Below are 12,951 nucleotides of genomic sequence, written 5' to 3' on the forward strand. Positions count from 1 at the left end.
CGTCAGTTACCCTCACCCGAGAGGCAATAGAGAAATGCAACAGCTATCCCTGCTTGACGCTATAAAGAAGGAATATCAGGAAAAGCGCTCGACTTTTATTCCCGGTGATACCATGAAGGGCATCTTGTTGGCGCTTGGCGCACTGCCCGAAGACTTTGCCAAACTGACGCAGGTCAGCAATCATCTGGCGGACGATCCCACGTTGCCCTTCCGCAAATCGAGAAATGGCCGCTTCTGCTTTAACTTTGATGATGGCCGCATAGAGCGACTGGAATTCCAGCCTTTTGTGCTGTCGGTGGAGGAAGACTTTATCCGCCATGATTCGGGGAAAATTCGCCACTTCCGCGGCATCAACGATGACCTGCAGTTGAACACGGTATTTCAGGCGATAATGCGCTTCAAAGCCTACATCATCGATGGCGTCAGCGTGGCCCCGCGCACCAGGCTGAATCAGGACATCAATAAGTTTGTCTGCACCGTTTTCAATCTGCGTACCCTCACGACGCCGCACATGCTCGGTGAACCGGCGCTGGAAGGCGTGCACAGCGACGGGGTCGACCACACCATGACCACCTTCCTGGGCAGCGAGAACATGACCGCTGACAGCGCCAAAACCTTCATCCACGACATGCAGGAAACCAGTGGGATCAAATATCATCAGGCAAATAAGGCGCTGATCCTCGGTGAAATACAGCACAAGGCGTTCCTCGACACCCTGCTGGTCGTCGACCATGAAAGGAAGCACAGCCTGTCGCCGGTGGTCGCGCAGGATAAGGCCAAAGACTCGACCCGAGACATGCTGATATTCTTCACCCGAAAACCGGTTGAAGATGGCCATGTCTCGTTTAAATATGACTCCTTCAACCCACACGCCGAAATACCGCTTTCCATAGAGATGTTGGCCAAAGCCGGCTAACGCCTTTGCTATTTCAACCGGTTGCCGTTTATTTCCCGCCACCCGGCAACCGGTTTATTCCCTGCGTCAGGCTTATTCATCGCCGCGTACATCAGGCTTTTGTCGGCAAAATATTATATCCTGCACGCCGAAATTTTTATGGGCGCCCGATAGCCCATCGCGCCTGCCCCTGATTTACCGGCGCCAGGTTGTTTTTATCGTACACAGGCAACGCAATACCTTATGACGACACGCTTATCCCCCAAAGACATCATTGCCCTGGGTTTTATGACCTTCGCCCTGTTTGTTGGCGCCGGCAATATCATTTTCCCGCCGATGGTGGGCCTGCAGTCCGGCGAAAACCTGTGGCCGGCCGCGCTGGGCTTTATGGTCACCGCCGTCGCCCTGCCGGTGATCGCCGTGATCGCGCTGGCGCGCGTCGGCGGCAGCATCAGCCTGTTGACCGGCCCGATCGGCCGCCGGGCCGGCCTGTTGCTGGCGACCCTCTGCTATCTGGCGCTCGGCCCGCTGTTCGCCACGCCGCGCACCGCCAACGTCTCTTTCGCTTTGGGCATCGCGCCTTTTACCGGCGACGGCGCCCTGCCGCAGTTCATCTACAGCCTGCTGTTCTTTACGCTGGCAATGGTTATCTCGCTGTATCCCGGGCGATTGCTGGATAACGTCGGCCATATTCTGGCGCCGCTGAAGATCCTCGCGCTGGCCGCGCTGGGCATTGCCGCGCTGATTTGGCCCGCCGGCGCGCCGATCCCGGCCATCGGCAGCTATCGGGACGCTGCATTCTCCACCGGCTTCGTTCAGGGCTACCTGACCATGGATACGCTGTCGGCGCTGATGTTCGGCTCGATTATCGTTACCGCCGCACGCTCGCGCGGCGTCAACGATCGGGGGCTGCTGATGCGTTACACCCTGTGGGCCAGCCTGATTGCCGGCATCGGCCTGACGCTGGTGTATATCTGCATGTTCAAACTGGGGGCAGGCAGCGGCGGCCTGGTTGCCGGCGAACAGGATGGCGCGGCGATCTTGCACGCCTATGTGCAGCACACCTTCGGCGATTTGGGCAGCCTCTTTATGGCCATCCTGATGTTCATCGCCTGCCTGGTAACCGCAGTAGGCATGACCTGCGCCTGCGCGGAGTTCTTCTCCCGCCATTTACCGCTTTCTTACCGCACGCTGGTGGTGATCCTCGCCGCGTTCGCCATGCTGGTGTCCAACCTCGGGTTGGCCAATCTCATCCGCGTGTCAATCCCGGTGCTCACGGCCATCTATCCCCCGTGCATCGCCCTGGTGTTGCTCAGCTTCAGCCAAAGCCGCTGGCGCAGCGCCACCCGCGTGTTCACGCCGGTGATCGCCACCAGCCTGCTGTTTGGCCTCGCCGACGGAATCAAGGCCTCCAGCTTCAGCAGCCTGCTGCCCGCCGGGTTCGAACGCCTGCCGCTGGCGGATCAAGGGCTGGTATGGCTGCTGCCAACGCTGTTGGTGCTGTTGTTGACGGTAGTTGGCGATCGGTTTCGCACGCCGCGTCGCGCCGACGCCCTGAAATAAAAAAAGCCCGGCAATGCCGGGCTTTTTATGGGCTAACGCGAGACGCCTTACTTCAGCAGCGCCTGCGCCTGGGCCACCACGTTGTCCACGGTGAAGCCGAACTCCTTGAACAGCTGCTCCGCCGGCGCCGACTCACCGAAGGTGGTCATGCCCACGATGGCGCCGTTCAGGCCCACGTACTTGTACCAGTAGTCCGCGATACCCGCTTCCACCGCCACCCGTGCACTCACCGCCGCCGGCAGCACCGACTCGCGGTACGCCGCATCCTGCTTGTCGAACGCGTCGGTCGACGGCATCGACACCACGCGCACCTTGCGGCCCGCCGCAGTCAGCTTGTCCGCCGCTTCCACCGTGATGCCCACTTCGGAGCCGGTGGCAATCAGGATGAGCTCCGGCGTGCCCGCGCAGTCTTTCAGCACGTAGCCGCCGCGGTACACGTTCGCCAGCTGCTCTGCGCTGCGCGGCTGCTGGGTCAGGTTCTGGCGCGAGAACACCAGCGTGGTCGGGCCGTCGTTGCGCTCGATGCCGTACTGCCAGGCAATCGCCGATTCCACCTGGTCGCACGGGCGCCAGGTGCTCATGTTCGGCGTTACGCGCAGGCTGGCCAGCTGCTCCACCGGCTGGTGCGTCGGGCCGTCTTCGCCCAGACCGATGGAGTCGTGGGTGTAGACGAACACGTTGCGCAGCTTCATCAGCGCCGCCATGCGCACCGCGTTGCGCGCGTATTCCACGAACATCAGGAAGGTCGCCGAGTACGGCAGGAAGCCGCCGTGCAGCGCGATGCCGTTGGTGATGGCGGTCATGCCGAACTCGCGCACGCCGTAGTGGATGTAGTTGCCCGCCGGGTCGACGTTCAGCGCTTTCGAGCCGGACCACATCGTCAGGTTGCTCGGCGCCAGGTCGGCGGAGCCGCCCAGGAACTCCGGCAGCACCTTGCCGAAGGTTTCCAGCGCGTTCTGCGAGGCCTTGCGGCTGGCGATGTTGGCCGGGTTGGCCTGCAGCTGCTCAACGAATTTCTGCGCGTCGGCTTTCCAGTTCGCCGGCAGCTCACCGCTCATGCGGCGCGTGAACTCGGCGGCCAGCTCAGGGAAGGCCCTGGCGTAGGCGGCGAACTTGTCGTTCCAGGCCGCTTCTTTGGCCTGGCCGGCTTCCTTGGCGTCCCACTGGGCATAGATGTCCTGCGGGATTTCAAAGGCGGCGTATTTCCAGCCCAGGGCTTCGCGGGTGGCGGCCACTTCGGCTGCGCCCAGCGCGGCGCCGTGCACGTCGTGGGTGCCGGCCTTGTTCGGGGAGCCGAAGCCGATGACGGTCTTGCACATCAGCAGGGACGGCTTGTCGGTGACCTTGCGGGCTTCCTCAATCGCCGCCTTGATGGCGTCCGGGTTGTGGCCGTCGACGTTGCGCACCACGTGCCAGCCGTAGGCTTCGAAGCGCAGGGCGGTGTCGTCGGTGAACCAGCCGTCGACGTGGCCGTCGATGGAGATGCCGTTGTCATCGTAGAAGGCGGTCAGCTTGCCGAGCTTGAGGGTGCCGGCCAGCGAACAGACTTCGTGAGAGATGCCTTCCATCATGCAGCCGTCGCCCATGAAGGCGTAGGTGTGGTGGTCGACGATGTCGTGGCCCGGGCGGTTGAACTGGGCGCCGAGGGTGCGTTCGGCGATGGCGAAGCCGACGGCGTTGGCGATGCCCTGGCCGAGGGGGCCGGTGGTGGTTTCAACGCCGGGGGTATAGCCGTATTCCGGGTGGCCCGGGGTTTTGGAGTGCAGCTGGCGGAAGTTTTCCAGCTCGCTCATCGGCAGGTCGTAGCCGGTGAGGTGCAGCAGGCTGTAAATCAACATGGAGCCGTGGCCGTTGGAGAGCACGAAGCGGTCGCGGTCAGCCCAGTGCGGGTTGGTCGGGTTGTGGTTCAGGTAGTCACGCCACAGGACTTCGGCGATGTCCGCCATGCCCATCGGGGCGCCCGGGTGGCCGGAATTTGCTTTTTGTACGGCGTCCATGCTGAGTGCGCGGATGGCGTTGGCAAGCTCTTTACGAGAGGACATGTTTTACTCCAGGTCGGATTAAAAAAGCAGTCAAGTTTTCTATTTTCTCAGACTCCGCATTAAAACGGCAATCCCTAATGCCAAATGAGAGCGAGTTCACAACTTATTAGCACGATCGGACGGTTTTTCGGAATAACACTATTCTTGTCGCACCTGACGTACACTAGGCTCATGCGACAATATTTCCCCAAAGGAAAATGGCACCTTTCCCTTGTTACCATCACAGGAACATAGCGTTATGAAAATCCATACCTCTTTGATTGCATTAAGCATTGCCACCTTGGTAAGCGGCTGTCAAAACCTGAACACCGATACGCTGATGCAGTCTGGCGCGCAGGCGTTTCAGGCGGCGACGCTAAGCAACAACGACGTCAAAACCCTGAGTGATAAATCCTGCGCAGAGATGGACAGCAAGGCACAAATCGCGCCTGCCGACAGCACCTACGCCAAACGCCTGAGCAAAATCTCGGCGGCGCTGGGGGATAATATCAACGGCACGCCGGCCAACTATAAGGTTTACGTGACCAAAGACGTCAACGCCTGGGCGATGGCCAACGGCTGCATCCGCGTATACAGCGGCCTGATGGACATGATGACCGACAACGAAGTGGAAGGCGTGCTGGGCCACGAAATGGGCCACGTGGCGCTGGGGCATACCCGCAAAGCGATGCAGGTCGCCTACGGCACCGTAGCGCTGCGCACCGCGGCCTCTTCCGCCGGCGGCATCATCGGCTCGCTGTCGCAGTCGCAGCTGGCGGACATCGGCGAAAAGCTGGTGAACGCCCAGTTCTCGCAGAAGCAGGAAAGCGAAGCGGATGACTATTCATTCGATCTGATGAAACAGCGCGGCATCGATCCCAACGGCCTGGCCACCAGCTTTGAAAAACTGGCGAAAATGGAAGCCGGCCGCCAGAGCAGCCTGTTCGACGATCACCCCTCCTCCGAAGCGCGCGCGCAGCACATTCGCGACCGCATCGCGGCAGGCAAGTAATCACGAGAACGCCCGGCGAGCGCCGGGCGTTTTTCATTAGCTCAGTACAAGGTCTTCTGCGGCGGCCCGGCAAAGGTCAGCGGCCCAACGCTTTTCATGTCCACTTCGACCACCGACGGCCCCGGATAGTTGATAGCCTCCGCCAGCACGCCGTTGAACTGCGCCGCATCGTCCACCTTCCAGGCCTTCAGCCCCATCGCCTCGGCGACCTGGGTAAAGGCCGGCGTGTGCAGCTCGTTGTAGTACTGACGCCCGGCAAAATACTTGTCCTGAATGCCGCGCATCACGCCGTAACCGCCGTCGTTCATGATCAACAGCGTGATATTCACCTGCTCCTGCGCCATGGTCGCCAGCTCGCCCAGCCCCAGCGCCAATCCGCCGTCGCCCACCAGCCCCACCACCTTGCGCTGCGGGTTGGCGATCGCGGTGCCGATCGCCATCGGCAGCCCCATGCCGATGGCCCCGGCCAACGAATGAATGTTGCACAGCGGCGAGATGGCGCGGAACAGGCGGCTGCCCCACACGCTGCCGGACACGGTGATGTCGCGCACCAGCAACCCGTCCTGCGGAAGCGCCGCGTCGATGGCGTCGTTGAGCTTAACGTACTCGCCGGACTGCTGGCGCAGCGCGCTTTCCGCCTGCTGCACCGCGCGGGCTATTTCTGCATCCCAGGCGGCGTTTACCTTTTCGGCCGGGCTCAGCCGCGCCGCCAGCGCATCGAGCAGCGCCGCGCAGTCGCCGTTGACCTGTTCGTCGGCCAGATAATTGCGGTTGGCCGCCGCCGGATCGATGTCTATTTGCACCAGCGGCCGCGGCAGCGGCAGCGTCCAGGTGCGGGTTTCGTTGCTGCGCAGGCGCGAACCGGCCACCAGCGTCAGGTCGCATTGGCTCAAAATCGCCTCTATGCTCGGCGAATTGTGGAACGCCCGCAGGCTGCGCGGGTGGCTGTCCGGCAGGATGCCGCGCCCATGGGTGCTGGAGATCACCGCCACCCCGGCGTCCGCCAGCTTGCGCACCGCAGCGCCGCAGGCCAGCGCGCCGCCGCCCAGCCACAGCAGCGGCCGCTTGGCCTGCTTCAGCCGCTGGTAAAGGCGTTCCGCCGCCTGCGGATCCGCCGCCGGCAGCGCAGCCGGCGACAGCGGCCGGCTCAGCACCGCGCTGGAGACCAGGCTACTCTGAATATCGATCGGAATTTCCACCGCCACCGGGCCGCAGGGCACCGTCTGCGCGTCCTGGATAGCCCGTTGGATCACCGCCACCGCCTGCTCCGGAGAGTTGACGCGGTAAGCGCGCTTGGAGCAGGCGCTGAGGAAACCGAGCTGATCGCGGGTTTCGTGAATAAACCCGGCGTCGGCGTCCAGATAGGCCTTTTCCACCTGGCCGGTGATGTGCAACAGCGGGGTATTGGCGTTGAGCGCCTCAATCATCGCGCCGACCGCATTGCCCGCGCCGGCGCCGGTGCTGGTCAGCGCCACCCCCAGGCCGGAGAAGCGGCCGTGAGCGTCGGCCATGGTGACCGCGCCCGCTTCACCGCGTGCCGGTACGAAGCGGATCGCGCCGCGCTGCCCCACCGCATCGGCAATCGGCAGATTATGAATCGAAATGATGCCGTACATCGCCGACACCTCGTACTGTTCCAGAGTCCGGGCTATCGCCTCGCCAACCGTTATTTTATCGCTCATCATCCGCCTTCTTGTATGTTCGTTGTAGGGTTACGCGCAGTGGACCGATTCTAGTCACTCCAGCGGTTCACCTGATGGCTCAGCGCCAGATACAGGCTTTTTTGCTGCATGTAGGCTTTGATGCCGTGCAGGCCCTTTTCGCGGCCCAGACCGCTTTCCTTAAAACCGCCAAACGGCGTGGAAATAGAAAATGTCTTGTAGGTGTTGATCCAGACGGTGCCGGTTTCCAGGCTGTCCGCCAGCGCCATGGCGCGCGGGAAGTCACGGGTCCAGATGCCGGCCGCCAGCCCGTAGACCGAATCGTTGGCCTGCTCGATGAGCTGCTGCTCGTCGTCAAACGGCAACGCCACCAGCACCGGGCCGAAAATCTCTTCCTGGCAAGCGCGGGCGTCGTTGTTCAAACCTTCGATAATGGTCGGCAGGTAGTAACTGCCGCCCGCCAGCAACGGGTCCGCCGGTGCTTCGCCGCCGATCGTCACCTGCCCGCCTTCTTCGCGCGCCAGCGCCACGTAGTCCGCCACGCTCTGGCGGTGTTTTTCGCCGATCAGCGGGCCGAGATGCACCCCCGGCACCAGCGGATTGCCGATGCGCAGCCCGGCCGTCAGTTCGATCAGGCGCGCCAGCAGCGGTTGATAGAGCGAGCGGTGCACAAACAGCCGCGAACCGGCGATGCACGCCTGCCCGGCAGAGCTGAAGATGCCGTAGCAGATGCCGCGCGCCGCCTGTTCCACGTCGGCGTCTTCCAGCACGATGGTCGGCGATTTGCCGCCCAGCTCCAGCGAGGTCGGGATCAGCTTGTCGGCGGCGATGTGCGCCAGATGGCGTCCGGTGCCGGTGCCGCCGGTAAAGGAAATCTTTTTCACTAACGGGTGGCGCGCCAGCGCCTCGCCGATCACCGAGCCTTTGCCCGGCAGCACGCTGAACACCCCGGCGGGCAGACCGGCCTGTTCGAACAGCTCCGCCAGCTTCAGCGCCATCAGCGGCGTGGCCTCGGCCGGTTTGAGTATCACCGCATTGCCCGCCGCCAACGCCGGCGCCACCTTCTGCATTTCGCTGGCGATCGGCGAGTTCCATGGCGTAATGGCGGCGATCACCCCCATCGGCTGATACTGACTCAGCGTCATCACTTCGGCGCTGCGCTGGGTCGGCAGCTCGCCCTCCAGCACCTCGCAGGCGGCGGCAAAATAGCGCGCGGTGGCGGCGGCGCTGGCCACCAGGCCACGGGTTTCCGCCAGCGGTTTGCCGTTGTCGCGGGTTTGCAGCTCCGCCAATTGCTCCTGCTGCGCCAGGATCAGGTTGCTGACGCGGTAAAGGATCGCCGCGCGCTGATGCGGCATCAGCCCGCGCCAGCTCGGCGCGCGCCAGGCGCGTTCCGCCGCTTCCACCGCCTCGTTCACATCTTCGATGCCGGCGGCGCGCAGCCGCGCGTTGACGCTGCCGTCGGCCGGAAATACCGAAACCATCTCTTCACCGCGCCCATCACGCCAGCGGCCGGCGACAAAAATCTTTAACCTTTCCATATTCTGCTCCCGCCGTTCAGGCGATAAAGCCGCCGTCGATCAGACGGCGACAGGCTTGCACCGCGCTCAGCGCCGCCAGGGTGGATGTCTTGGGGTTGCTCGCCAACGGATTGCCGCTCAACTCAATGTGGAACTCCCCGAAGCTGCCGCACACCTGCAGCCGGTGAGTGTTGCGGCGCGTCGCGGGATCGACCAGCAGCCGCACCCGGGTGGCGTCCATTCCCATGCCGTTGAGGGCGATGGTCGCCGCCACGTTGGCGTTGGCCGGGAACAGCCGCGCCGCCTCGCGCGCCGAGCCTTCGAAAAAGACCTGAGCTTCGTTCACCGCATCAAGGTCGATCAGCTGCTCCGCCATGCTGCCGCGCCAGCTGGCCGGGCTTTTGCACGCCTGATAAGTCACGCTGTCCAGCCCGCCCTCGCGCGCCGAAGCCAGCCCGTCCATGCCCGCCACCGCTCCGGACAGCACGATCACCTGCCCCCGGTGTTGCCGGCAGGCCAGTTGCAGCCGCTGCTGCAGCGCCGCATCCGCCAGCGCGCCGGTGGAGATCACCGCCAGTGGCCAGCCGCGCTTCACGACCGCTTCGCCAAATTCCGCCACCGCCTGCTGGCTGGCGCACTCCAGCACTAAATCCGGCCGTTCGGCACATTGTTCGGGATGGGTCAGCGCCTGCACCCGGCCGCCAAAGGCGCGGTCGATCGCCGCATGATGAGCCGCGCGCGCCAGGATCCAGCCGACCGTGACGCCGTCCGGCAGCCGGGCCAGCACTTCCTGCGCCATCGCGCCGTAGCCAATCATCATGATCTTCTTCATCTTTCAGCCCCTGCGGTTACAGATGACGGTTAAAACCGCCGGAAACGTCCAGCGCCGCCCCGGTGGTAAAGGAAGCCAGCGGCGAAGCGAGGAACAGCAGCGCCTGCGCCGGCTCCTGCGGTTTGCCGAGGCGCTTCATCGGAATGCCGCGCCGTTCGGCGATCGCCGCCGTCCACTGCTCCCAGCTCTGATCCTGGTCGCTGCGCGCCTCGAAGCGGCGGCGCCATTGTCCGGACTCCACCATGCCCAGCAGGATAGAGTTGACGCGGATGCCCTTCTCCACCAGCTCTTTCGACAGCGTCAGCGTCATATTGAGCAGCGCCGCACGCGCCGCCGAGGTGGCGATCATGTGCTCCTCCGGCTGCAGCGCCAGCAGCGAATTCACGCAGGTGATCGAGGCGATGTCCGAGCGTTCCAGCGCCGGCAGGAACGCCTGCACCGGATTGATGACGCCGAACAGCTTCAGTTCGGCCTCGTGCAGCCAGGCCTCGCGCGGGGTCTGGTCAAAGTGGGCGACAAAGCCCTGGCCGGCGTTGTTGATCAGCAGATCTACGCCGCCGAAATGCGCCGTCACCTGGGCGGCGAACTGCGCCACCTGCTGCGCATCCAGCACGTCGCAGCGCAGCGCCAGGATGTCAGCCCGAGGAAACTCGTCGCGCAGGCGGGTTTCCGCGCCGGCCAGCTTCTCCCTATCGCGGCCGCAGAACGCCACCTTAGCCCCTTCAGCCAGCAGCAGCCGCAGGGTTTCAAAGCCGATGCCCGACGAGCCGCCGGTCACCACCGCCACCCGTTTTTCAAGCTGAAAGTTCATGGTTGAATCGCTCCCGTAAAGTCCTGCACATAGCGGTTAAAACAGGCCGGCGCATCGAGATAGCTGGCGTGGCCGGCGCCTTCGATCAGGCGCAGCGGTGCGTCCTGCTCCTGCGCCAGGCGGCCCGCGCCCTCCGGCGGCGTAATGCTGTCTTCATCGCCGCACCACACTTCCAGCGGCCCGCGATAACGCGCCAGATAGCGGCCAATGTCGTCGTTGGCCAACATCCAGGCGGCGCTGAGAAAACCGTCGGGATCGAGCTGCTGCATGCCGCTGCGCACCCAGGCGATATTTTGCGGATCCGTCCCCTCACGCAGCAGCGCCGCCGCCCGTTGCTCGCCGTAGCCCTGCGGCCCCAGCGTTTCCATCATCCGTTTGCGCTGGCCATACACCTGCCGCCGTTTTTCTTCCGGCGCGCTGGCGTAGCCCTGCGCCGGATCCGCCAGCACCAGCCCGCACAGCCCGTCCGGGTAGCCGGCGGCGTAGGCGCTGCCGATCAGCGCGCCGAGCGAATGCCCGACGATCAGCGGCTGTTCCAACCGCAGTTCTGCCACCAGCGCCGCCAGCGCCGCGGCATAGTCGGCCGCATCCGCCGCCCCAGCGGCCAGCGGCAGGCTGCCGCCGTAGCCCGGTGCATCCCAGGCCAACAGGCGGTGGCCGTCGATCAGGCCGCGATCGCTGAACTGCCTGATCCACGACGCCGAGCTCGAGCTGATGCCGTGCAGCAGTACCACCGGCCGCCCGTGCCCGGCCTCGCGCCAGCTCAGGGTATAGCCCCCGCAGCGCGCCTGCTGGCGTTGCGCCAGGCCGCTCATCAGTTGCGCTTCACTTTGGATAACGGATGATCCGCCGGGTAAGTCGGGGTTTCCGGCTTGGCGGTGCCCAGCATCACGCACATCAGCGCCTCTTCCTCGCCGTGGTTGAATAACCCGCGATAGACGCCGGCCGGCACCGAGATCAGGTCACGCTCTTTCAGCTTGGTCTCGTAATAGTCTTCTCCGTCCTGAATCATCAGCGTGATGCTGCCCTTGAGCATAAAGAACACTTCTTCCACGTCGTCGTGCAGGTGCAGCGGGCCTTCGCACTTCGACGGCAGCACCATGGTGGAGAAGGTGAAATTGCCCGCCGGAATGGTGTTGGTGTCGTTGACCACGCCGGTGGCGCCGGTGCCGATGTAGCGCATCTGCGCGCGGCGGTATTTCGGGTCGAAATCGGCCTGGAACTTCAGCGCGTTCCAGTCGTATTTGCGGCCTTCGAAGCGGGCGATGCGCGATTCCACCCAATTTTCCATCGACAGTTCCTGCGGCTTGACGCCGGCTTTGTTATCAACCTGGGACATGTTGTCACTCCTCATTGCATCAGACGATTATCAGTACTTTTTCAGCAACGGCAGCAGAATGATGCAGCCGATGAAGGCCATCACCACCAGGAACAGCAGGCCGTTATCCATGTTGCCGGTGGCGGCGATCAGCGCCCCCATCAGCACCGGCGCCAGCGCGCCGGCAAAATTGCCCAAACCGTTAAAAATGCCGCCGGCGGTGGCGCTGACCTTGCTGCTGGTGGCTTTCGCCAGCAGCGCGAAGATGTTCGGCGCTCCGGCGCCCCACATAAAGGTGCTGAAGGCCATGGCGGCGATCACGCTGTAGGTGCCCTGCAGGTGCAGCACCACCGCCAGCCCCAGGCCGGCCCCGCACAGCGAGAGGAAGCAGGCCAGCGCGCGGCGATCCAGCTTGTCCGACAGCCAGGCGCCCAGCACTTCGCCGAGCAGCATGGCGATGAAAGGCAGTGAAGATAGGTAGCCGGCGTGCTCCAGATGAATGCCCTTGCCCTTGATCAGGTAGCTCGGCAACCAGCCGTTCATGCCCCACAGGTAGGTGAGGAAGGCGATGTTGAACAGGCAGATCATCCAGAAATGCGGGCTGCGCAGCAGCTCGCGGCGATGCTGTTTGCGCTCGGCGATCGCCGGCTGGGAAACCGTAGCCGCCGCCGGGCGCGCCACGTTCAGATGGCGCATGCCGAACAGCACCAGCAGCATCACCGGCAGCGTCAGAAACGCCATAAAGAAGAAGGTGGCCTGCCAGTCGAAGGTATTGAGGATGTACAGGGTGACCGGGAAACCGAGCGCGGCGCCCAGCGGCGTGCCCAACAGCCACAGCATGGTGGCGCGCGCCTGCAGCCGCTGCGGGAAGGCCTGGCGAATAATGGCGTAGGCCATCGGCAACAGCGGCCCTTCAGCGATGCCGAGCAGGATGCGCAGCGTCATCATGGCGTGATAAGAGCGGGCCATGCCCATCAGCACCATCAGCACGCCCCACACGATCATCATGCCGATCAGCACTTTGACCGGGTTCAGCCGGTCGCCAATGCCGCTGAGCAGCATCGAGGAAATGCCGTAAGAAAACAGAAACGCGCTCATCAACAGCCCGAGCCGCGCCGGATCAAAGCTGATGCCCAGCGCCTGCTGGAATTCGCCGTCGGAAAACAGCGCCGCGATGCTGATCTTGTCGAAAAACGCCAGCAGCACGCAGGCGAACAGCGCGATCGGCACCGACCAGCGCACCCGCTGCTGCGGATTTTCGACAACGGCTTCCCCCACCCGTCCAGCGCGGGCGTCAATGTCTTGCGTAGTCATGAAA

11 protein-coding genes are annotated in these 12,951 nt (G+C 63.7%); 3 read left to right on the plus strand and 8 right to left on the minus strand.

Features of this window, described 5'->3' with window-relative positions; translation table 11 throughout:
• The first annotated feature begins 34 nt into the window (after positions 1-34).
• Both KHA73_RS19830 and brnQ read left to right on the plus strand, forming a co-directional pair.
• Positions 35-916 (plus strand): 2OG-Fe dioxygenase family protein, encoded by an 882-nt coding sequence (locus KHA73_RS19830; protein WP_234586184.1) that lies wholly within the window; start codon positions 35-37, stop codon positions 914-916.
• A gap of 222 nt (positions 917-1,138) precedes the next feature.
• Positions 1,139-2,458, plus strand: coding sequence for a branched-chain amino acid transport system II carrier protein (gene brnQ, locus KHA73_RS19835; RefSeq protein ID WP_234586186.1), 1,320 nt, complete (start codon positions 1,139-1,141; stop codon positions 2,456-2,458).
• 47 nt (positions 2,459-2,505) lie between these two features.
• On the opposite strand, the gene tkt is transcribed toward brnQ, so the two are convergent.
• A complete protein-coding gene (tkt, locus tag KHA73_RS19840) occupies positions 2,506-4,500 on the minus strand; it encodes a transketolase (protein ID WP_234586187.1) in 1,995 nt (664 codons plus the stop codon).
• Positions 4,501-4,738: 238 nt separating this feature from the next.
• Here tkt and loiP point away from each other — a divergent pair, with 238 nt between their 5' ends.
• Positions 4,739-5,491, plus strand: coding sequence for a metalloprotease LoiP (loiP, locus tag KHA73_RS19845; protein ID WP_234586189.1), 753 nt, complete (start codon positions 4,739-4,741; stop codon positions 5,489-5,491).
• Positions 5,492-5,532: 41 nt separating this feature from the next.
• On the opposite strand, the gene KHA73_RS19850 is transcribed toward loiP, so the two are convergent.
• From KHA73_RS19850 to KHA73_RS19880, 7 genes are read right to left on the minus strand one after another with little or no spacing between them, the layout of a single operon-like run.
• Complete coding sequence (locus KHA73_RS19850; protein ID WP_234586190.1) at positions 5,533-7,173, minus strand: thiamine pyrophosphate-binding protein; 1,641 nt, start codon at positions 7,171-7,173, stop codon at positions 5,533-5,535.
• Positions 7,174-7,223: 50 nt separating this feature from the next.
• On the minus strand, positions 7,224-8,693 hold the full coding sequence (locus KHA73_RS19855) for an aldehyde dehydrogenase (RefSeq protein WP_234586191.1): 1,470 nt from the start codon (positions 8,691-8,693) through the stop codon (positions 7,224-7,226).
• Between the two features lie 16 nt (positions 8,694-8,709).
• Entirely contained in the window at positions 8,710-9,504 is a 795-nt protein-coding gene (locus KHA73_RS19860) for an aspartate dehydrogenase (protein ID WP_234586192.1), read from the minus strand.
• Between the two features lie 16 nt (positions 9,505-9,520).
• Positions 9,521-10,315 (minus strand): SDR family oxidoreductase, encoded by a 795-nt coding sequence (locus KHA73_RS19865; protein ID WP_234586193.1) that lies wholly within the window; start codon positions 10,313-10,315, stop codon positions 9,521-9,523.
• A complete protein-coding gene (locus KHA73_RS19870; RefSeq protein ID WP_234586194.1) occupies positions 10,312-11,130 on the minus strand; it encodes an alpha/beta fold hydrolase in 819 nt (272 codons plus the stop codon). Before KHA73_RS19870 ends, KHA73_RS19865 begins: the two co-directional genes overlap by 4 nt.
• Positions 11,130-11,654, minus strand: a complete 525-nt coding sequence (locus KHA73_RS19875; protein WP_234586195.1) for a cupin domain-containing protein — start codon at positions 11,652-11,654, stop codon at positions 11,130-11,132. Before KHA73_RS19875 ends, KHA73_RS19870 begins: the two co-directional genes overlap by 1 nt.
• A 30-nt stretch (positions 11,655-11,684) precedes the next feature.
• A complete protein-coding gene (locus tag KHA73_RS19880; RefSeq protein ID WP_234586196.1) occupies positions 11,685-12,947 on the minus strand; it encodes an MFS transporter in 1,263 nt (420 codons plus the stop codon).
• Positions 12,948-12,951 lie beyond the last annotated feature (4 nt).

This window comes from Serratia entomophila, from assembly GCF_021462285.1.
Lineage (GTDB): Bacteria > Pseudomonadota > Gammaproteobacteria > Enterobacterales > Enterobacteriaceae > Serratia > Serratia entomophila.

Bases quoted from the DNA above. Each gene is read 5' to 3' on its own strand.
- KHA73_RS19830 (WP_234586184.1), top strand. From the start codon at position 35: ATGCAACAGCTATCCCTGCTTGACGCTATAAAGAAGGAATATCAGGAA.
- brnQ (WP_234586186.1), top strand. From the start codon at position 1,139: ATGACGACACGCTTATCCCCCAAAGACATCATTGCCCTGGGTTTTATG.
- tkt (WP_234586187.1), bottom strand. From the start codon at position 4,500: ATGTCCTCTCGTAAAGAGCTTGCCAACGCCATCCGCGCACTCAGCATG.
- loiP (WP_234586189.1), top strand. From the start codon at position 4,739: ATGAAAATCCATACCTCTTTGATTGCATTAAGCATTGCCACCTTGGTA.
- KHA73_RS19850 (WP_234586190.1), bottom strand. From the start codon at position 7,173: ATGAGCGATAAAATAACGGTTGGCGAGGCGATAGCCCGGACTCTGGAA.
- KHA73_RS19855 (WP_234586191.1), bottom strand. From the start codon at position 8,693: ATGGAAAGGTTAAAGATTTTTGTCGCCGGCCGCTGGCGTGATGGGCGC.
- KHA73_RS19860 (WP_234586192.1), bottom strand. From the start codon at position 9,504: ATGAAGAAGATCATGATGATTGGCTACGGCGCGATGGCGCAGGAAGTG.
- KHA73_RS19865 (WP_234586193.1), bottom strand. From the start codon at position 10,315: ATGAACTTTCAGCTTGAAAAACGGGTGGCGGTGGTGACCGGCGGCTCG.
- KHA73_RS19870 (WP_234586194.1), bottom strand. From the start codon at position 11,130: ATGAGCGGCCTGGCGCAACGCCAGCAGGCGCGCTGCGGGGGCTATACC.
- KHA73_RS19875 (WP_234586195.1), bottom strand. From the start codon at position 11,654: ATGTCCCAGGTTGATAACAAAGCCGGCGTCAAGCCGCAGGAACTGTCG.
- KHA73_RS19880 (WP_234586196.1), bottom strand. From the start codon at position 12,947: ATGACTACGCAAGACATTGACGCCCGCGCTGGACGGGTGGGGGAAGCC.